This is a genomic window from Nonomuraea sp. NPDC049504, assembly GCF_040676845.1.
Taxonomy (GTDB): domain Bacteria; phylum Actinomycetota; class Actinomycetes; order Streptosporangiales; family Streptosporangiaceae; genus Nonomuraea; species Nonomuraea salmonea.
The window spans coordinates 44,483-64,601 of record NZ_JBFAPT010000014.1 but is presented as its reverse complement, the minus strand read 5'-3'; the positions used below and the strand labels follow the sequence as shown (position 1 = coordinate 64,601).

Below are 20,119 nucleotides of genomic sequence, written 5' to 3'. Positions count from 1 at the left end.
TATAGCGTGGCGACGTGGAGATCAAGGATCCGAAGGCGATGCGTGCGCTCGCCCACCCTCTGCGCATCCGGCTGCTCGAACTGCTCGCCATCGAAGGCCCCGCGACGGCCGCCCGGCTGGCCGAGCTCGTGGCGGAGAGCCCGTCCAACTGCTCCTTCCACCTGCGGGTCCTGGCCAAGTTCGGCTACATCGAGCGCGCGCCTGGCCAGAGCAGGCGCGATCGCCCCTGGCGGCTCGTCGACATCGAGCAGACCTGGGACGCCGAGCAGCCGGACGAGGACGGCCGCTCCGCCGCCTCCGAGCTGAGCCAGGCCTTCCTCGAATGGGAGACCGCACGGATGAAGGCCGCCGTCACCGCGAAAGTGCCCGAGGAGTGGAAGGGCAGGCTGCCGGGCTGGGGCGCCACGCTCTGGCTGACACCGCAGGAGGCCGAACAGCTCGGGCACGCCTTCGCCCAGCTGATCAAACCGTACGTCGGACGCTGGCAGGAACCGGACGCGCGCCCCGCGGAGGGACGTCCCGTCCGGATCTTCCACAACGCCTACCTCCTGCCCGAGCAGGAGGAGCAGTGAGGGCCGCGCTGGCCGACCCGCCGTTCCGGCGGCTGCTCGGCGGCTGGACCATCGGCAACCTCGCCGACAGCGCCCTCTACCTCACGCTGGGGGTGTGGGCCAAGGACCTGTCGGGCAGCAGCAGCGCCGCCGGCCTGGTCTTCCTCGCCCTGGCCGCCCCGGTGGTGCTCTTCCCGCTGATCGGGCTGCTCGCCGACAAGGTGCACCGAAAACCCTTACTGATCTGGGCGAACCTCGCGGGCGCCGTCGTCGCCATGACACTGCTCGCCGTGCAGACGGCCGGGCAGCTGTGGCTGCTGTACGGCGTCGCCTTCGCGTACGGCGCGCTGGGCCTGGTCAACTCCGCCGCCCAGACCGGCCTGGTACGCGACATGCTGCCGGCCCGCCACCTCGACACGGCCAACGGCCTGCTGACCACGATCGACCAGGGCCTGCGCATCTTCTCCCCCGTCCTCGGCAGCGCCCTGTACGCCGCTTGGGGCGGCGGCGCGCTCGCCGTCGGGGTCGCCGCCTGCCTCATCCTCACGGCGCTCGTGCTCCGCACCGTCCAGGTACGCGAGTCCGCCCCGGAGCCCCGCCGGCCGGAGCACAGCAGGCGGCGGGAGACGGTCGCCGGTCTCCTCCATCTGCGGAGCGTCCCGCTGCTGTGGCGCATGGTGGTGGTGAGCGCGGCGGCCTTCGGCGTCGTCGGCGTCTTCGACTCGTCCTTGTTCGAGCTCGTGGACAAGGGCCTGGGGATGGACGCCGCGTTCTTCGGGGTGCTGATGACCGTCCAGGGGGCGGGCAGCGTGCTGGGCGGCCTGATCGCCGCGCCGGTGCTGCGCCGCCTGGGACCGGTGGCCATGATCGCGGCCGCGCTCGCGCTGCTCGGCTCCGCCGGTCTGGCGATGACCGCCGACCTGGCCGGCGTCCCCCTGCTGCCCGTCGCGGTGGGCGCGCTGTTCGCGGCGGGCGTCGCGATCCCCTGGTTGTCCGTCGCGATGGTGACCACCCGGCAGCGGCTCACGCCCGCCCGGCTGCAGGGACGCGCCGCCGCCGCTAGCAACGTCGCCGTCACCGTGCCGCAGATGGCCTCCATCGCGGCGGGCGCCGCGCTCGTGGCCGTCGTCGACTACCGGTGGGTGATGATCGCGGCAGGTGCGATCCTGCTGCTCTGCGCGCTGGCTCTGACCACGCCCTCGAGCCGGCGGCTCGGGCGAGGCGAGGCCGGCCTGGATGAGGGACGCGAAGCCGCCGCGTACGCATCCTCCTGACATCGGATCTCTGCAGCGGCGACCTCGGTAACCGCGCAGGTCACCGCGCACGTGGCGGGTCTTCGGCGGGTGAAACATCGGATGCCGCCCTTGTGACGAGCGCGTTACCGGTGTTATCTCTTCGGGGAAGCCCGCATGTGATCGGAGGACCCCGCGTGGCACACCCCCCGTTACGACGACACGCCACCGCACTCGTCACCGCGTTGTCGCTGCTGCTGTGGCCACAGGCACTCCCGGCGGCCGCGCACGCCGGCCCCGCACCCGAAGCGAGCACCGTGCAGACACCCGATGACTTGACCCTCTGGTACGACGAGCCCGCCACCGACTGGGAGACCCAGGCCCTGCCCATCGGCAACGGCCCCCTGGGCGCGATGATCTTCGGCGGGGTGTCGTCGGAGCGCATCCAGTTCAACGAGAAGACGCTGTGGACCGGTGGCCCCGGCTCACCCGGCTACGACTTCGGCAACTGGTCCGGCCCACGCCCGGGCGCGATCGCCGAGGTCCAGGAGCAGATCGACCGCGAGGGGAAGATGTCCCCCGAGCAGGTCGCCGCCAAGCTCGGCCAGCGCAAGACCGGCTTCGGCGCCTACCAGACCTTCGGCGACCTGCACCTCGATCTGCCCGCCGCCGAGGCGAGCGACTACCGGCGCGAGCTGGACCTGTCCGAGGCGGTGGCCCGCGTCGCCTACACCGCGGGCGGTGTCCGGCACCAGCGCGAGTACTTCGCCTCCAACCCCGGCAACGTCATCGTCGCCCGGCTGGGCGCCGACCGGCCCGGCCAGGTGTCGTTCACGCTGCGCCACACCTCGCCGCGCGACGACAAGACCGTCACCGCCGCGGGCGGCCGGCTCACCATCCGGGGCCGGCTGGCGGACAACGGCATGCGCTTCGAGGCGCAGGTGCAGGTGATCACGACCGGCGGCACCCGCAGCGACCAGGGCGACGCCGTTCGGGTCGAGGGCGCCGACAGCGCGGTGCTGGTGCTGTCGGCCGGCACCGACTACGCCGACGCCTACCCCTCCTACCGCGGCGAGGACCCGCACGAACGGGTGACCGCGGCCGTGGACAAGGCAGTGGACAAGGCAGTGGACAAGGCAGTGGACAAGGCAGTGGACAAGGCAGTGGACAAGGCAGTGGACAAGGCCGTGAATGAGGCCGTGAATGAGGCCGTGAATGAGGCCGTGAATGAGGCCGACGGCGCCGGGTACGCCGCGCTGCGCCGCGCCCACGTCGCCGACTACCGGGCCCTGTTCGACCGGGTCCGCCTCGACCTCGGCGGGACGATGCCCGCCGTACCGACCGACGAGCTGCGCAGGAACTACACCGGCGGCGCAGACCCCGCCGACCGGGCACTGGAGAAGCTGTTCTTCGCCTACGGCCGCTACCTGCTCATCTCCTCCTCCCGCGAGAACGACGTGCTGCCCGCCAATCTGCAGGGCGTGTGGAACCACTCCACCAGCCCGCCCTGGTCGGCCGACTACCACGTCAACATCAACCTGCAGATGAACTACTGGCTAGCCGAGCAGACCAATCTGCACGAGACGACCGCGCCGTACGACCGCTACATCACCGCGCTGATGCCGCCCGGCCGCGAGAGCGCCCGCGGCATCTACGGGGCGGGCGGCTGGGTGGTCGGCAACGAGACCAACCCGTTCGGCTTCACCGGGGTGCACGACTGGGCGACCGCGTTCTGGTTCCCGGAGGCCGCCGCCTGGACCACCCAGCACCTGTACGACACCTACCGCTTCACCGGCGACGTGACCTACCTGCGCGAGCGGGCGTACCCGGTGATCAAGGGGGCGGCGGAGTTCTGGCTGGACTTCCTGCACACCGACCCGCGCGACGGCAGCCTGGTGGTCTCCCCTAGCTACTCCCCCGAGCACGGCGACTTCTCCGCGGGCGCCGCGATGTCACAGCAGATCGTCGGCGAGGTGCTCGGCAACGCCGTGGCCGCCGCCGAGAAGCTCGGCGTGGACGAGGAGTTCAAGGCCGAGGCGCGCGCCGCGCTGAAGAAGCTCGACCCGGGCCTGCGCATCGGCTCGTGGGGCCAGTTGCAGGAGTGGAAGAGCGACTGGGACTCCCCGGCCGACACGCACCGGCACGTCTCGCACCTGTACGCGCTGCACCCCGGCAACGGCATCGAGCCGGGCTCGAAGGAGGCCGAGGCGGCCAAGGTGTCGCTCAAGGCGCGCGGCGACGGCGGCACCGGCTGGTCCAAGGCCTGGAAGATCAACTTCTGGGCGCGGCTGCTGGACGGCGACCACGCCCACACCATGCTGGCCGAGCAGCTGAAGGGCTCCACGCTGGACAACCTGTGGGACACCCATCCGCCGTTCCAGATCGACGGCAACTTCGGCGCGACCTCGGGCATGGCCGAGATGCTGCTGCAGAGCCAGCACGACGTGCTGCACGTCCTGCCCGCGCTGCCGTCGGCGTGGAAGGACGGCTCGGTGCGCGGCCTGCGCGCCCGCGGCGACGTCACCGTGGACGCCACCTGGTCCGGCGGCGCCCCGGCCACGGTCACCCTGCATCCGGGCAGGACCGGCCGGCTGAGGCTCAAGAGCGCGGTCGTCGAGGGCCGCTACCGGCTGGTGGACGGGCGTGGCCGCGAGGTGAACGCCCGCCGCGAGGGCGACACCCTCACCTTCGACGCCCGCGCGGGGCAGAGCTACACGCTGCGCAACGAGGCGGCCGTCTCCCTGGAGGCGCCCGCCGCCGCCCAGCCCGGCGTCGCCTTCGAGGCCGGGGTGAGCGTGCAGGCGCCGGGGCGGCGGGCCGTACCGGCCGCCGAGGTCACGCTGACCGCCCCGAGCGGCTGGACGGTCACGCCGGCCACCCGCAGCCTGCCGGGCGTGCCGGGCGGCGGGAAGCGGACCGCCGCGTTCACCGTCACGCCGGGCCCCGCCGACGGCCGGCGCACCGCCGTGCTGTCCGCTACGGTCACCGGCGGCTCGTGGAAGGGCGCCGCCACGGCCGTCCTCGCCCTCGACCCCTGCGCCCCGGCTCCCGGCGGCTCGGCCGTGGTGGCCTGGGATCCCCGGGAGGGCGCCACCGTCGAGGACGCCTCGGGCAACGGCCGCCATGCCACCATCGCCGGCGGGGACCCGGCCTACGACGCCACCGCGCCGTCGGGCAGCGGCCTGCTGCTGGACGGGAGCGCCTACCTGACCACCGAGCCCACCACGCTCGGCCTGCTGCGCGAGGCCACTTTCGCCGCCGAGGTGAAGGTGGGCGGCAGCGGCTACCGGCGGTTGTTCGACTCGCAGCCGTCCGGCGACCCGGGCACCGACGGCGTGCTCATCGACCTCACGCCCGAGGGCAAGGTCCGCTTCATCGGCGCCGGCGCCGGCGTCACCCTGGACGCGGCCCTGCCCACCGGCCGGTGGCTGGACGTGGTGGTCACCTTGGACCGCACCGGCGCGCTGACCCTCTACGTGGACGGCGAGCGCGCCGCCACCGGCCAGGTCACCTCCGGCGGCACCTCCGGGGGCATCGCGGGCTGCACCGCCAGGCCGCTGCGGTTCGGCGCCGACCAGAACGGCGGCCAGCGCCTGACCGGCGGCGTCGACCGGGCCGCGATCATCGCTCGCGCCCTGACCGCGCAGGAGGTGGGGAACTGGCGTGAGCTGATCAAGCCGGCTGGCCGATCGGCCGGACGGTGATCGTGTTGAGGTCCACCCCGTCCGGCTGGCCGAGCGCGTGGCAGATCGCCTCGGCCACCGGGCCGGGCGGCAGCGCGAACGGCGGCACCTCGCCGTCCATCCAGAACGGCGTGTCGATGATGCCGGGGTTGACCAGGGTGACGCCGACGCCGCGGTGGGTGGCGTGCAGGCGCAGGTTCTCCGCCAGCCCGGTCACCGCCCACTTGGTGGCCGAGTAGAGGTTGCCCGGGCTGTTCTTCACCCCGACCACGCTGCCGACCAGCACCAGCCGCCCTCGGCTCGCCTCCAGGTGGGTCAGGGCGGCTCTGGCCAGCAGGGCGGGGCCGAGCACGTTGGTGAGCACCATGGGCGGCCACAGTTCGGGGTCGCCCTCGGCCAGCGGGACGCGGCCGCCGTGGACGTGGTCGGCCGAGGTGAACGCGGCGTTGGCCACCGCGCCGTGCAGCGCGCCGAACCGCTCCACGGTCGCGGCCACCGCCCGCCGGGTGTCCTGCCAGTCGGCGGCGTCGGCGATGAGGCCGAGCAGCCGGTCGGGATGACCGGTCTCCTCCAGGAACGTCTTCATCCGCGCCTCGTTGCGGCCGGTGACGGCCACGTGGTGGCCGCGCTCCAGCAGCAGCCGCGCGGCGTGGGCGCCGACGCCGCTGGTGGCGCCGGTGATCAGTACGGTCTTCGCGGTCATGCGTGATCCCCCAAACTCCAACACTCGTGTTGGCGATACGCCGACCATAACCCCGCCCGCGCGCCAAAAGCAACACGCGTGTTGGAACTATCATGAACCCCATGGCATGGGACGTCGAAGGCACCAAACACCGCATCTACCAGGCAGCGCTGGCCGAATTCGCCGCCCACGGCCCCGACGGCACCACCATCGACCGCATCGCCAGACGCGCCCAGGTCAACCGCGAACGCGTCTACAACTACTACGGCGACAAGACCGCCCTGTTCGCCACCATCGTCCGCGGCGAGGTCGACGCTCTGGCCGCCGCCGTGCCGCTGGACATCACCGGCCCCGACGACGTCGGCGAGTTCGCCGGACGCGCCTACGACTACCAGCGCGCCCACCCCGACCTCGCCCGCCTCGTCCTGTGGGAGGGGCTCGCCGACACCGGCGCCATCCCCGACGAGCTCGCCCGCACCACCCTTTATGCCGACAAGGCCGCCGCCATCGCCGCCGCCCAGCGGGCCGGCCGCATCGACGCCACCCTCGACCCCGCCCACCTGATGTTCCTGGTCATGTCCCTGGCCAGCTACTGGTCGGCGGCCCCGCAGATCGCCCGCATGCTCACCGGCAGCCCCGGCGGCCCCGGCGGCTCCGGCGACGACCCCGATGACGGCGCCGAGGCCGCCCGCCGCCGCGCCGCCGTCGTCCACGCCGCCCGCCGCCTCGCCACCCCCTGACCGCTACCGGCCGAACCGCTGCCGGGCGGCGTCGGTGACCGGGGTGAAGAAGTTCACCAGGTTGCCGTCGGGGTCCCGGACGAGCAGCGAACGGTTGCCCCACGGCATCGTCTTCGGCTCGTTCACCACGTCGGCGTCCTCAGGCAGGCCCTTGAACGTCGCGTCCACGTCGTCCACCAGGAACTCGACGATGACGCTGCGGTTCTCGGCCGGGCGCGCCGAGCCGGGGGCGAACAACGCGACCGTGGGCACCCCGCCGATCGCCAGCGTCCCCGTGGCCGTCCTGAGCTCGGCGAACTCCTCGTTCGCCCACGCCGCCCGCACCCCCGTGACGTGCTCGTAGAAACCCACCAGCCGCGCCACGTCGGCGGTGATGATCCGGGTCGAGATGAAATCCATGACAACTCCCTGCTGATCAGTCGATCGCGAACGCCCTACAAGCTAGACCCGATACCGGGCAGAATCCGCCCGGTATCTGCAGCAGACTTGAGAACATGCCGCGACCCACCACCCGCGTCCTCACCCTCCTGGAGCTGCTCCAGGCGGGCGGCACCCGCACCGTCACCGAGCTGGCCGACCGCCTCGGCGTCAACGAACGCACCGTGCGCCGCTACATCGACCACCTCATCGACCTCGACATCCCGGTCGAATCGGTCCGCGGCCGCCACGGCGGCTACCGCCTCACCCCCGGCTACCGCCTGCCGCCTCTCATGCTCACCGATGACGAGGCGCTGGCCGTCCTGCTCGGCCTCATCACCGCACAGGGCACCGGCACGGCCTCGGAGACCGCCACCGCCAAGATCCGCCGCGTCCTGCCCAGACGCCTCGCCGACCGGCTCGACACCCTCCTCGGCACGCTCGCCTTCACCACCCCTGCCCGGCCCGCCGCCGCACCCGACGCAGCGCCCGACACCGGCGTTCTGCTCACCGTCGCCGACGCCGTCAGCCACCACCGCCCCGTCACCATCCGCTACACCGCCGCCGACGGCCACCGCAGCGAACGCACCCTCCACCCCCACGGCCTCGTCACCCACAACCGCAAGTGGTACGTCACCGGCACCGACCCCGCCATCGGCGAAGAGCGCACGTTCCGCCTCGACCGCATCACCCAGGCCACCACCCGGCCCGGCACCTTCACCCCGCCCGCCGGCCTCCAGGACCCGGCCCAAGACCTGCTCACCAGGCTCGCCACCGCCCCTCACCGGCACCACGTCATCCTGCACATCCACGGCACCGCCGCCCAGATCCACACCCGCCTGCCGCCCGGCTTCGCCCTCGTCACCGAACCCCCGCAGGACGGCTGGTCCCGCGTCGAGCTCCACGCCGACCACCTCGACCGGTTGCCTCCCGTCCTGGCCGCACTCGACCTGCCCTTCGCCGTCGAGCAGCCCGCCGAGCTCCGCGACCTCGTCATCGCGCTCGCCGACCGCCTCACCCGGTCGGCCCTGCGGAAAACCACAGGCCGGCCCGGGTAAGCACCTCATTCCGCCAGGCGAGGGACCCGGCCTACCGTTCCTCACCATGATCGGAACGTTGTTCGACGCGCCACGGCCACGTGTGGCCGGGATCGCCGCCCTCCTCGTCCTCGCCGCAGTGATCGCGCTGACGGCCATGGCGGACAGCACCATGCAGCCCGTGCCGGCCAGTGCGCCGGCCGACCGGTTCAGCGCCGAACGCGCCCGTGCCCACCTCGAGAAGTTCGCGACCGAACCCCGCCCCATCGGCAGCGCCGCCTCCGCCAGAGCCAGGACCTACCTCACCTCCCAGCTGCGCGCCGCAGGGCTGGACGTCGAGGTCCAGCACGCCGTCGGCGCCCGCTCCGCGGCGGGGCTGGCCACGTTCGGCCAGGTCGACAACATCATCGCCCGCCTGCCCGGCACCGGCTCCACCGGCACCGTGCTCATCGCCGCCCACTACGACTCCGCCGCCATGGGGCCGGGCGCCTCCGACGACGCCGCCGCCGTGGCCGCCATGCTGGAGACCGTCCGCGCGCTGCGCACCGGCCCTCGGCCACGCAACGACGTCGTCCTGCTCATCACCGACGGCGAGGAGGACGGCGTGCTCGGCGCCGAGGCCTTCGTCCGCGAACACCCGCTCGGCAAGGCGGGCGGCGTCCTGCTCAACTGGGAGGCCCGCGGCACCGGCGGCCCGTCCCTGATGTTCGAGACCACGCCCGGCAACGCCCGCCTCGTCGACACCTTCGCCGGCGCCGCCCCCGCGCCGCGCGGCAGCTCCGCCATGGTGCAGGTCTACCGGCTGCTGCCCAACAACACCGACTTCACCCCGCTCACCCGGGCCGGCTACACCGGCATGAACTTCGCCTACATCCAGAACTCCTCGCACTACCACACCGCCACCGACACCATCGCGAACCTCAACCCCGGCAGCCTCCAGCACCACGGCTCCACCATGCTCGCCCTCACCCGCGCCCTGGGCGGCACCGACCTGCGCGCCCTCGACTCCGGCCACGACGCCACCTACTTCCGCGCCCTCGGCGTCATGATCACCTACCCGGGGCAGCTCACCTGGCCGCTGGCCGTGCTCGCCCTCCTCGCGGTCGCCGCCCTGGCCCTGCCGGCCCGCACCCGGCGGCTGCTGACCCTGCCCCGCCTCCTCGTGGCCGCCGTCTCGGCGCTCCTTCCGCTCATCCTCTCCGCCGCCCTCGCCCAAGGGCTCTGGGCGCTCCTCGCCACCTGGCGGCCCGCCTACGACCTCATGGGCGGGCTCCTCCACCATCCACGCCCCTACCAGGCGGCCGTCGCCGCGCTGTCCGCAGCGGCCGTCCTCGGCTGGCACCTCGCCCTGCGCCGCGCCCTCGGCAGCGCCGCGACCGCCATCGCCGGGCTCCTCTGGCTCGCCGCGCTCGGCCTGCTCTGCGCCTGGCTCGCCCCAGGAGCGGCATTCCTGTTCACCCTCCCGGCCCTGCTCGGCGCACTCGGCTGGCTCGCCGCCCTGCTGCTGCGCCGCGCCCCCGGCTGGTCACGCATGCTCCTGGCCCTGGCCGGCCCCGCCACCGCCGCCATGCTCCTGCCCGCGCTGGCCGGCGACGTCTTCGACGGCATGGGACTCGCTCTCGCGGGCGTCCCCGCCCTCGTGCTCGCCCTGTTCCTGCTGACCGCCGTACCGATCGCCGACCTGTTCCTCACCCGCTCCAAGCGCGCCACCGTCCTGGCCGTGCCCCTCACCGCCGTCGTCCTCGCCGCCGCCCTGGCCGCCACCGGGCTCGCCACGGACGGCTTCGACGCCGAGCACCCCGGGCGCACCCACCTCGCGTACGTCATGGACGCCGACACCCGCACCGCTCACTGGGTCAGCGCCGACACCGACCCCGCCCCCTGGACCAGCCGCTACGTGACCGGCCGCGACACCTCGGCGCTCCCGCCCGGCTACGCGCGCGGCGCCCTGCGCACCGGCCCCGCACCCGCCATCACCACCGGCGCCCCGCGAGCCGACGTCCTGGCGCACCGCGGCACCACGCTCAAGCTGCACGTCACCCCCGCCAAAGGCGCCCGCTCCGTCACCCTGCGCCTCGACCAGCCGATCACCCACGTCACCGCCACCGCCGGCGCCTTCGGCTCGGCCACCGCGGCCGTGACCGGCACGCGCACCGGCACCTGGCCCTCGGAGATCCGCTTGCGCGGCATCCCCGCCCGCGGCGCCACGTTCACCGTACGGACGCAGGGCCAGGACCGGATCCGCCTCACCGTCATCTCGGAAACCGACGGCCTGCCCGCCGTGCCCGGCTTCGTCCCCCGGCCCGCGGATCTGGTAGCCGCCACGAGAGAGGACGGCGACCTCACCGCCGTCACCCGCACCTACACGCTGTCCAGAAACGCTTAGCACCCGCTCAGCCGTCCAGGTGACGTCAGGCGGAGCCGGAGCCGCCCGGCCGCCCCTAAGAATCGATCATTTTTGATATATCAAGTTTGATGGATTATGGTCGGTCTTCGCAATTCCGACGAAGAGGACCACCATGACCACCGGCCACCTGCCCGTCCCCGGCGCCACGCTGCACTACGAGGTGCGCGGCGCCGGGCCCGCCCTGCTCATCTCCCAAAGCGGCGAGGGCGACGCCCGTCGCAGCACCGACCTGGCCGATCACCTCGTCGACAGCTACACCGTCATCACCTACGACCGGCGCGGCCTGTCCCGCAGCGCCCTCGACCGCCCCCGCCCCGTCCCCTTGAGGCAGCACGCCGACGACGTCCACCACCTGCTGGCCGCGCTCACCGACCGGCCGGCGGCGATCCTCGGCTGCAGCATGGGCGCCGCCATCGGCCTCCACCTGGCCCTCGACCACCCCGGCCAGATCGCCACCCTCATCGCCCACGAACCGGTGTCCCCCGGCCTCCTCCCACCGGCCGAGCGCACCCGCCACCTCGCCGAGCTCGCCGGCATCCAGCGGCTCTACCGCCGCGAAGGACTCACCCCCGCGCTCAAGGCCATCACCGAGGCCCTGGGCATCGACCCCGCCGCCCCCGACGCCGAACCCGGCCGCACCCCGCACCCCATGACCCCCCAGAGGGTCGCCGACTTCGGCTTCTTCCTCGAACACGACGTCACCGCCGTCATCGGCGACACCCTCCCGACCGGCGACCTGGCCTCCACCGGCGCCCGCATCGTGCCCGCCGTCGGCCGCACCACCCCGCCCGCCGCCTTCGACCGCCGCTGCGCCCAGGAGCTGGCCGCCCTGCTCGGCACCGAGCCGGCCGAGTTCCCCGGCGGCCACAACGGCAACCTCACACATCCGCGCGCCTTCGCCGCCCGCCTGAAGGAGGTGCTCAGCCGGCGGGCCGGCTGACCGTGCGGCAGGCCAGGTGCAGGGCGAGGCGTTCGTCGCGGTGGCGCAGGTCGATGCCCAGCAGCCGCTCCACCCGCTGGATGCGGGCGGCCACCGTGTTGCGGTGCACCCCCAGCACCGCCGCCGTCTCCGCGATCGAGGACTCGGCGTCCAGATAGGCCGACAGCGTGCGGATGAGGTCGCCCGGCTGGTCGTGCAGGGGCGCGAGCAGCGCGCGGGCGGCCGGTTCGAAGGTGTCGGTACGCGCCCACTCCAGCAGCAGCTGCGCCATCCCGAGCTGGTCCACCTGCAGGAAGAAGCCCGCCTCAGGACGGGTGGCGGCCAGCCGGGCGGCGTCGGCGGCCTCCGCGACCGTGCTGATCAGGCCGCTCGTGCCGGGGTGCGGGCGGCCCACCCCCATGTGGGCGCCGGCCGAGCGGCGCAAGGCCCGGTTCGCGGCGCGCAGGGTGTCGGCGAGGGCGTGCACGCGGGCGGCGGTGGGCTCCTGCGCGAACGTGGTCCACCCCGTCCAGCCGTCGCCGTGCTCGACGACCACCGCGTGCACACCCTCGCCGCGCAGCACGCGGGTGACCTGCGCCGTGGACGCCACCGTGTCCAGCCCCGGCGGCGCCCCGATGCGCAGGCCGACGTGCCAGCCGCCGAGCTGCCAGCCCGCGTCGGCCGCCCGCCTGCGCAGCTGCGCCGACGGCTCGCCGTCCAGCCGGAGCAGGTCGCCCAGCAGCGCCGAACGTGAGCGCGCGTCCCGTTCCAGCTCCAGCCGGTGGCTGAGCAGCCAGCGCTGCACCGCCGAGGCCGCCACCGACAGCGCCGCCGGCACCACGTCCGCCCGCGCCGCCGCCGTCCCCCGCAACTCCACCACCAGCCAGAACGCCGGCCGCGGCGCTCCCGGCAGCGCCGCCGGATGCGCCAGCAGCACCCCGTCGCCGAGCCTGACCCGCTGCGGCACCACCTCCTGCGCCCGCACCGCCTCCGGCTCACGCACCTGCCCGGCCAGCGGCTGGCCCCGCTCGTCCAGCAGCGCGGCGGGCGCGTTCAGCAGCTCGCCCAGCCGGGCCACGACGCCCTCGGGCGCGAGCGTCCGCTCGTCGAAGGCGCGATGCGCCGACAGCACCAGCCGCGCCCGGTCGATCTCCGGCTCCGCCAGCATCATCCGCGCCGCCACCAGCAGGTCGAGCGGGTCGGCCGCGGCACCGAGCAAGGGCACCCCCAGCCGATCAGCCAACCGCAGGGTCCCATACGCCACCCCGCCGGCCATCCCGCCGGCCATCCCGCCGGCCATCCCGCCGGCCATCCCGCCGGGTGTCTCGCCGGGTGTCTCGCCGGGAGTTGCGTCGGCCGGCCGATCCGCGGGCGGGGTGGCCGCGGTCACCAGGACCGCCGCCCCCTCCGCGTCCACCACGCGGCGGAGCAGGGCGTCCAGGCGCCAGTCGCCCGGATCGACCGGTGTGCTCACCATCACCACCTCGCCAGGACCGGCGGGGGTGTAGGCGCCGGGGTCGGCGAGGGGGCGGACGGTCCGTGCCGTGGCGTCCAGTCCCGCCTCGCCGGCCAGCACCTGTACCGCGCCGGTCCACTCGGGCAGGGCCAGCAGCCTGCGTACGGTGGTCATCGCCGGCCTCCCAGCAGGACGGGCTCGCAGTCGATCCCGTACGCGCGAGGCGCGACCAAGGCGATCCGCCCCGGATCCGTCCAGAACGGCGCGATCGGCACCTGCAGCACCATGACCTCCATCCCCGCCCGCACGGCGTCGCCGGAGATCGGCGTCACGGTGCGCCGGTCGAGCACCGCCAGCACGTCGGGCGTCGAGGCGACGACCCGGCCGTCGCGCAAAGCGAGCAGGTATTCGTTCTCCATCTCCAGCCGCAGCAGCGCCCCCGTGGCGTGATCGGCCACCGTGACACCACCGCGCGAGAACCCGGCGCGGCCGTGCAGGCGCGGCCCCGGCCTGCGGACCACCTCGATCACCCGGCCCAGCGCCAGCACCCGCCCGCCCGCCTGGCCCAGCCGGTCGGGGGCGGGCGACTCGCCGAGCGCGAGCAGCCGCCGTCCCAGCTCCAGCGCCGCCGACACCGACCCGACGACGCTGCAGCAGGCCAGCTCGTACGCCGGGACCGGGGCCAGCGCCAGCGCCGCCCAGCCGCCCGCGCTCGGCAGGAACGCCCGCACCGTACGCTCCAGGTCGGCCGCCGTGCCGGTGGCCTGCACGAGCACCTGCCCGCCCGGCTCGGCCAGCGCGACGGGGGTGACCGGGCGGCCGCAGGCGTTGAGCGAGAGCTGGTCGAGCCGGGGCACGCCGCGCCCGGTCAGGTCGGCGTCCACGACCGGCAGGCCCAGGTCCCAGGCCAGCGGCAGCATGCCGTTCAGCCCGCCGATCTCCAGGGAGGCGACGGCGCCCGCCCGCACGCCGGCCCACCGCTCGACCGCGGCCACGGCGGCGGCGAACTCCTGCCCGCCCGGCAGCTTCTCGTTGAACACCGGCGTCGCCCCGACGACCCCCACCGGCACGACGTACGCCTGCGGCGGCAGCGCGTCCAGGGCGTGCACGACGACCTCCGCGCCCGCGGCCAGGCGGCGGCGCAGCAGCAGCGCGGCGGTACGGGTGTCCCCGCCACCACCGGAGCCCAGCACCGCCACGCCCCGCTCCAGCGCCGGCACGTCCGGCGGCTCGATTCGCATCTGTCCAGCTTGCCGCACCGGACCGGCCCGCCGTGCCATTCGCCGGCCGGCCGGGGCGGCGGAAGACGCAGGTCGAAGCGGGAATGACCGTAACTCCGTCGGGGTGGCGCCGAAATCACCGCGCTGAACGACTTGCGCAATGGTCAAGAGTCGTTGACCATTGACTCGTGTCCACCGACGATCTTCCTGAGACCTTTCACGTCACCACCGACGAGCAGCTCCGCGCCGTCTCCAACCTCACGCGTCACCGGATCATGGCCGTGCTCCGCTTCGAGCCGGCCACGATCACCCAGATCGCCCAGCGGGTGGGCCTGGCCAAGGGCAGTTCCAGCTACCACGTACGGCTCCTGGAGCGGGCCGGCCTGGTGAAGGTGGTGCGGACGCGGAAGGTGCGCGGGGTCACCGAGCGCTACTACGCGATGGCCGCCCGCTCGATCCGGCTGCCGGACCCGGGACAGGGACAGCCGGACGTGCTGCTGCGCAACGCGGTGGCCGACCTGGAGGCGTCCCCCGCCGACGGCGAGCGGCACGTGCGGATGGCGCACCTGCGGCTCACCGACGAGCAGTTCGCGGAGCTGGGTGCCCGCCTCGAGGCGCTGGCGGACGAGTACCGGGCGCTGTCGGACCCGTCCCGTCCCGACACGTCGCTCGTCTTCGCGCTGTTCCACCCGGCCCAGCCAGAGCGGGCCGGGCTGGATGAGGAGGGCGACCGGCCTGAGCGGGCCGAAGAGGACGAACAGGTTGAGCGGGCTGAGGAGAGTGCGGAATGACGGCGAAGGTGAGCTTGCCGGCCGGGTTCGGGCGGTTGTGGACGGCGCAGACGGTGTCGTCGCTGGGCGACGGTGTGACGCATGCCGCGCTGCCACTGCTGGCGTTGACGCTGACCCGGGATCCGATGGCGCTGGCCGTCGTCACGGCCGCGGGGACGCTGCCGTGGGTCCTGTTCGGGGTGCTCGGCGGGGCGCTGGTGGACCGGTGGGATCGCCGGCGCACGATGTGGATCACGGATGCCGGGCGTGCCGCGCTGCTGGCCGTCCCGGCCGTCGCCGCGGCGTTCGACGTGCTGACCGTTCCGCTGCTGGCGGTGGTGGCGTTCCTGCTGGCGCTGGGCGGGTTGTTCTTCGACACGGCCGCCACGGCGTACCTGCCGGATCTGCTCGGCCGCGACCCGGCCCGGCTGGAGCGGGCCAACGCGCGCCTGCGCGGCGCCCAGACCGCGGCGTCCGGGTTCGCCGGGCCGCCGGCGGGCAGTGCCCTGCTGGCGCTCGGACGGTCGGTGCCGCTGGTCGCCGACGCGGTGTCGTTCGCGGTGTCGGCGGTGCTGGTGCGGTCGCTGCCCGCGGTGCCGCGGCCGGTCGCCGGCGCCCGTGAATCGCTGCTGCGCCAGGCGCGGGCGGGCGCGTCCTACGTGTTCAAGGATCGGCTGCTGCTCGGGCTCGCGCTGCGGCCCGCCGTCGGGAACGTCGCCTTCCTCGCCGTGGAGACCGTGCTGGCCCTGTTCGCCCACGAGCGTCTCGGCATCGGTACGTTCGGGTTCGGCCTGCTGCTGACCGCCGAAGCGGCCGGCGGCCTGCTCGGGGCCGGCATCGCCACGTTCCTCGGCCGGCTCCTGGGCACCGGGACCGCGCTGACCTGCACCGCCGCCATCGAAGGGCTGGCCATCCTCGGTCTCGCCGCGGCGCCGAACGCGTACGTGGCCGGGCTGGCGCTCGCCGTCTGCGGGGCGGGCATGGGCGCCACCATGGTGCTCGCGCCCTCGCTGCGGCAGGCCATCGTCCCGGCCCACCTGATGGGCCGCGTCGCCTCCACCTCCCGCATGCTCGCCATGTGCGCCGCCCCGCTCGGCGCCGTGCTCGGCGGCTGGCTGGCCACCGCCTACGACCTGCGCACCCCGCTGTACGCCGCCGCCGGCCTGCTGCTCACCATGACCGCCGTCACCGCGACCATGACCAGCAACCGCCGCGTCGAAGCGGCCCTCGCCGACGCCCGTCCTGAAGCCGTGCCGGTCACGGTCGGCTGGCGGTGACCGGGTTGCACTCCTCGACAGGGGTGAACGGGTGCGGCAGCCCGAACGCGGCCGGCCCGAACACCTCCAGCGCCTCAGGCGTGCGCATGAGAGCGGGCGTGGAGATGCCGACGACGGTCACCCGCTGCCCGTAGCGCAGGTTCTCGGTGGTGATCGGCTCGGCCAGCTCCGACTCCAGCACGCACACCAGGTCGGGCACCACGCACCGCACCTCGCCGTCCACCAGCGCCACCAGGTGCTCGTTCTGGAAAGCCAGCTCCAGCTCGTGCCGCCCGTCGAACGACACCGCCGTCGCCCGCCCGCGCGCGAAGCCCGCCTCCGTGCGCCGCTCCACGTCCGACACCTTGCCGCGGAACAGCACCCGCAGGTGCGCGTACAGGGTGCCCGACAGGGCGCCGGCGAGCGCGGCGACGGGGTCGGCGCCGGCCTGCCTGGCCTGCCGGATCGCCCGGCCGATGGCCAAGGCCAGCGACAGCGTGCGCGGCACGGCCGTCCGCTTGACCTCCGCTCCGGTCATGGCGTACTCGGCGATGTGCGCCACCCCGCCCAGCCGCACGGTCACGCCTCTGGCCAGCCACTCCATGCGCCGGTTGTCGGCGCCGGTGTCGATGATCGTGCTCTCGCCCCGCTCCCCCGCCACCGCCATGGGCGAGCCCGGCACCCCGTACACGCCGAAGGTCTCCATCTGCAGCTCGGGGAAGGCGCGTCCCATGCCGTCGGCGTCCACGACGGGCAGCCCCGTGACGGCGGCCACCACCAGCGGGATCATCGAGTTGATGCCGCCGCACTCGATCGGCATGGTCGCCCCGGCCGGGCGGCCGAGGTGGCGTTCGAGGGCGCGCAGCGCGGCGACCGGCTCGGTGCCGCGCGGCAGCTTCTCGTGCACGACGGTCGGCGCGCCCATCTGCGCGGTGGGGATGACGAGGGTGTCGTCGGCGAGGTCGCCGGGGTCGAGCACGGTGATCGGGCCGTGCTCGCGGATCGCCTGCCGCACCAGCAGCCGCCCCACGTACGGGTCGCCGCCGCCGCCCGTGCCCAGCAGGGCCGCGCCGCGGGCCAGGTCGGGCAGGTCGTCCTCGGTCAGCAGCCAGCTCACCGCCCCACCCCCACCGGGTCGAGGTCGTAGCCGAAGTAACGCGGCCCGGCCAGCGCCAGCCCCGCCTCGCTGTGCCAGCGCGGATCGCACGGGGCGATGATGACGCTGACGCGCTGCCCGAAGCGCAGCGCCTCCGTGGTGACGGCCTCGCCGCTGTCGCGGTCGAGGGTGCAGATCAGGTCCGGTACGGTGCCGCGCACCTCGCCGTCCAGCTCGGCGACCAGGTACTCGTTCTGGAAACGCAGCACCAGCTCGCGCCCTGCGTCGCCGTCCATGCCCGACAGGGTGGCAGTGCCGCGGGCGAAGCCGGTCGTGGTGCGGCGTTCGACGTCGATCACCTTGCCGGTGAACAGCCGCCGCCCGCCCAGCCGCGCCGCCACCGCCCCCACCGGGTCGCCGTGGCGGGAGCGGCGCACCAGCGCGCCCAGCTCGGCGCACAGGCTCAGCGTGCCCGGCACGAGCGAGTCGCGGGCCTGCGCGCCGGTCATGCCGTACAGGGCGATCATCGTCGAGCAGCCCATGTCGATGGTGGCCGAGCGGGCCAGGCGCTCGGCCCAGTGGTTGTCGGCGGTGTCCAGGACGACCTTGTTGCCCTTCTCGTCGGCGACCGACATGGGGGTGGTGGAGACGCCGTACAGGGTGGGCAGCACCATCTGCAGCTCGGGGAAGGCGCGTCCCATGCCGTCGCCGTCCACCAGCGGCAGCCCGAGCTGGGCGGCGGCGACGACGGGGATGAGCGAGTTGACGCCGCCGGCCTCGATGCAGGCGATGTGGGTGACGCCGCGCCCGAGGTAGCCCGACAGCGCCTCGGTGGCCTTGGCCACCTGCTCGGTCGAGGGCAGCTTCTCCACCATCACGGTCGGCGCGCCCATCATCGCGACGGGCAGCACGGACGCGTCCGGCGGCAGCTCCTGCAGCGGGCACAGCTCGACGGGGCCGTGCGCGGCGACGGCGGAGGCGGCCAGCAGCCGGCCGATGTGCGGGTCGCCGCCGCCTCCGGTGCCGAGGATGGCGGCGCCGGCGGCGAGGTCGCCCAGATCGGCCGCGGTGATCGTGGTCACCTGGGTCACCGTCCCTTCGCGTCGGTGAGCTGGAGCTCGCCGACGGCCTTGGCTCTGATGCGGGTGGCGTTGCCCGGCAGGTACGGGATCGGCACCTCGTCGAAGTCCACGATCTGCACGCTGGAGGGCGAGGCGCCGGCCGCGACCGCGCGGTCCACGGCCTCCTGCTTGGCGGCGTCCACGACGGCGTCGCGGCGGCCCGGCTCCACGGCGTAGACGCGGTCGACCTCGCCGCCGATCTGCGCGATGGCGGCGCCGATGGCGTTGGCGACGGCGTAGTGTCCCGGCCGGTGCACGGTGCCGGAGCCGGCCAGCTCGTCGGGCAGCAGCATCGAGCCGCCGCCGACCGCGACGACGGGCAGCGGCTCGGCGGAGGTGCGCATGCGCTCGACCGCGTCGGCCACGTCGGAGGCGATGCGCCGCAGCGCGGCCTCGGCCAGCTCCTTGCCGATGTGGGCGACCAGGGCGGGGTCGCCGATCTCGGCGCGGCCGGCGGCCACGGCGATGTCGGTGGCGGTCAGGGTGTCGCCGCCGAACACCAGCGCCTTGGAGGTCAGCTCGTAGCCGACGCTGTCCGGGCCGACGCTCACCGCGCCGTCGTGGCGGACCCGGCTGCCGCCGCCGATGCCGATCGACAGCACGTCCGGCATGCGGAAGTTCGTCCTGATGCCGGCCACGGTGACGTCGGTGGTGGCCTCGCGGGGGAAGCCGTGCCGCAGCACCCCGACGTCGCTGGTCGTGCCGCCCACGTCGACCACCGCGCAGGTGTCGAGGCCGGACAGCACGGCCGCGCCGCGCATCGAGTTCGTCGGCCCTGAGGCGAACGTGGCCACCGGGTAGCGCCGGGCGAAGTCGACGTCCATGAGCGTGCCGTCGTTCTGGCTGAGGTAGAGGGGCGCGGTGATGCCGGCGCCGGTGACCGAGGCGGACAGCCCGTCCACGATGTGCGCGGCCAGCTCGCGCAGGGCGGCGTTGACGATGGTGGCGTTCTCCCGCTCCAGCAGCCCCACCCGGCCGATCTCGTGCGACAGCGAGACCGCCGCCTCCGGCAGCCGCTCGGCGATGATCTCGGCGGCGCGCTCCTCGAACTCGGCGTTGACCGGCGAGAACACCGACGTGATCGCGACGCTGCGCACCCCGGCCTGTCCCATGTCGTCGGCGGCCTTGCGCACCTCGGCCTCGTCCAGCTCGGCAATGTGCCGGCCGTCGAACTCGTGCCCGCCGTGCACCAGGTAGGCGCGCCCCGACACCGCGTCGACGAGCCGCTGCGGCCAGTCCACCATCGGCGGCAGCGACGCCCCGGCGGGCAGGCTGAGCCGCAGCGCCGCGGTGGGCGCCAGGCGGCGGGCCTCGACGAGCGCGTTGATGAAGTGCGTGGTGCCGATCATCACCGCGCGCACGTCCGCCAGGTTGAACGCCCGCTGCTCCTGCAGCCCCCGCAGGGCGCTGACGATGCCGGAGGTGACGTCGGCGGTGGTGCCGGTCTTGACGGCGGCCAGCACCTGCCGCCCGTCCAGCAGGACGGCGTCGGTGTTGGTGCCGCCCACGTCGATGCCGATGCGCACGAAGAA

General features: G+C 74.2%; 16 protein-coding genes. 9 read left to right on the top strand and 7 right to left on the bottom strand.

The window, feature by feature from the left end:
• The first annotated feature begins 14 nt into the window (after positions 1-14).
• From AB0K28_RS25975 to AB0K28_RS25965, 3 genes are all read left to right on the top strand, one after another.
• On the top strand, positions 15-572 hold the full coding sequence (locus AB0K28_RS25975; RefSeq protein ID WP_345406061.1) for a winged helix-turn-helix domain-containing protein: 558 nt from the start codon (positions 15-17) through the stop codon (positions 570-572).
• Positions 569-1,825: an MFS transporter gene (locus AB0K28_RS25970; protein ID WP_364374801.1), complete on the top strand. Its 1,257-nt coding sequence runs from the start codon at positions 569-571 to the stop codon at positions 1,823-1,825. Before AB0K28_RS25975 ends, AB0K28_RS25970 begins: the two co-directional genes overlap by 4 nt.
• Positions 1,826-1,980: 155 nt before the next feature.
• Positions 1,981-5,487, top strand: a complete 3,507-nt coding sequence (locus AB0K28_RS25965; RefSeq protein WP_364374798.1) for a glycoside hydrolase N-terminal domain-containing protein — start codon at positions 1,981-1,983, stop codon at positions 5,485-5,487.
• On the opposite strand, the gene AB0K28_RS25960 is transcribed toward AB0K28_RS25965, so the two are convergent.
• On the bottom strand, positions 5,456-6,169 hold the full coding sequence (locus AB0K28_RS25960) for an SDR family oxidoreductase (protein ID WP_345406052.1): 714 nt from the start codon (positions 6,167-6,169) through the stop codon (positions 5,456-5,458). The genes AB0K28_RS25965 and AB0K28_RS25960 overlap by 32 nt on opposite strands.
• A gap of 101 nt (positions 6,170-6,270) precedes the next feature.
• Between AB0K28_RS25960 and AB0K28_RS25955 the strand changes: the two genes are divergently transcribed.
• Entirely contained in the window at positions 6,271-6,888 is a 618-nt protein-coding gene (locus tag AB0K28_RS25955) for a TetR family transcriptional regulator (protein ID WP_364374795.1), read from the top strand.
• Positions 6,889-6,891: 3 nt separating this feature from the next.
• Here the strand turns inward: AB0K28_RS25955 and AB0K28_RS25950 are convergent, their stop codons facing one another.
• Complete coding sequence (locus AB0K28_RS25950) at positions 6,892-7,287, bottom strand: VOC family protein (protein ID WP_364374792.1); 396 nt, start codon at positions 7,285-7,287, stop codon at positions 6,892-6,894.
• A gap of 95 nt (positions 7,288-7,382) precedes the next feature.
• Here AB0K28_RS25950 and AB0K28_RS25945 point away from each other — a divergent pair, with 95 nt between their 5' ends.
• From AB0K28_RS25945 to AB0K28_RS25935, 3 genes are all read left to right on the top strand, one after another.
• Positions 7,383-8,363 (top strand): YafY family protein, encoded by a 981-nt coding sequence (locus AB0K28_RS25945; RefSeq protein ID WP_364374790.1) that lies wholly within the window; start codon positions 7,383-7,385, stop codon positions 8,361-8,363.
• Positions 8,364-8,409: 46 nt separating this feature from the next.
• Positions 8,410-10,728, top strand: a complete 2,319-nt coding sequence (locus AB0K28_RS25940; protein WP_364374787.1) for a M20/M25/M40 family metallo-hydrolase — start codon at positions 8,410-8,412, stop codon at positions 10,726-10,728.
• Positions 10,729-10,861: 133 nt separating this feature from the next.
• Positions 10,862-11,689, top strand: a complete 828-nt coding sequence (locus tag AB0K28_RS25935) for an alpha/beta hydrolase (RefSeq protein WP_364374784.1) — start codon at positions 10,862-10,864, stop codon at positions 11,687-11,689.
• On the opposite strand, the gene AB0K28_RS25930 is transcribed toward AB0K28_RS25935, so the two are convergent.
• On the bottom strand, positions 11,670-13,298 hold the full coding sequence (locus AB0K28_RS25930; RefSeq protein ID WP_364374781.1) for a helix-turn-helix domain-containing protein: 1,629 nt from the start codon (positions 13,296-13,298) through the stop codon (positions 11,670-11,672). The genes AB0K28_RS25935 and AB0K28_RS25930 overlap by 20 nt on opposite strands.
• Complete coding sequence (locus AB0K28_RS25925; RefSeq protein WP_364374778.1) at positions 13,295-14,365, bottom strand: DUF917 domain-containing protein; 1,071 nt, start codon at positions 14,363-14,365, stop codon at positions 13,295-13,297. Before AB0K28_RS25925 ends, AB0K28_RS25930 begins: the two co-directional genes overlap by 4 nt.
• Positions 14,366-14,532: 167 nt before the next feature.
• On the opposite strand from AB0K28_RS25925, the gene AB0K28_RS25920 reads away from it, so the two are divergent.
• On the top strand, positions 14,533-15,135 hold the full coding sequence (locus AB0K28_RS25920) for a helix-turn-helix domain-containing protein (RefSeq protein ID WP_364374775.1): 603 nt from the start codon (positions 14,533-14,535) through the stop codon (positions 15,133-15,135).
• On the top strand, positions 15,132-16,391 hold the full coding sequence (locus AB0K28_RS25915) for an MFS transporter (protein WP_364374772.1): 1,260 nt from the start codon (positions 15,132-15,134) through the stop codon (positions 16,389-16,391). The genes AB0K28_RS25920 and AB0K28_RS25915 overlap by 4 nt, the downstream gene beginning before the upstream one ends.
• Here AB0K28_RS25915 and AB0K28_RS25910 read toward each other — a convergent pair.
• The 3 genes from AB0K28_RS25910 to AB0K28_RS25900 are packed head-to-tail and all read right to left on the bottom strand — an operon-like array spanning position 16,372 to position 20,113.
• Complete coding sequence (locus tag AB0K28_RS25910; RefSeq protein WP_364374769.1) at positions 16,372-17,487, bottom strand: DUF917 domain-containing protein; 1,116 nt, start codon at positions 17,485-17,487, stop codon at positions 16,372-16,374. The two genes, AB0K28_RS25915 and AB0K28_RS25910, sit on opposite strands and share 20 nt — an antisense overlap.
• Positions 17,484-18,548, bottom strand: coding sequence for a DUF917 domain-containing protein (locus AB0K28_RS25905; RefSeq protein ID WP_364374766.1), 1,065 nt, complete (start codon positions 18,546-18,548; stop codon positions 17,484-17,486). Before AB0K28_RS25905 ends, AB0K28_RS25910 begins: the two co-directional genes overlap by 4 nt.
• 5 nt (positions 18,549-18,553) lie before the next feature.
• Complete coding sequence (locus AB0K28_RS25900; RefSeq protein ID WP_364374763.1) at positions 18,554-20,113, bottom strand: hydantoinase/oxoprolinase family protein; 1,560 nt, start codon at positions 20,111-20,113, stop codon at positions 18,554-18,556.
• Positions 20,114-20,119: the final 6 nt, after the last annotated feature.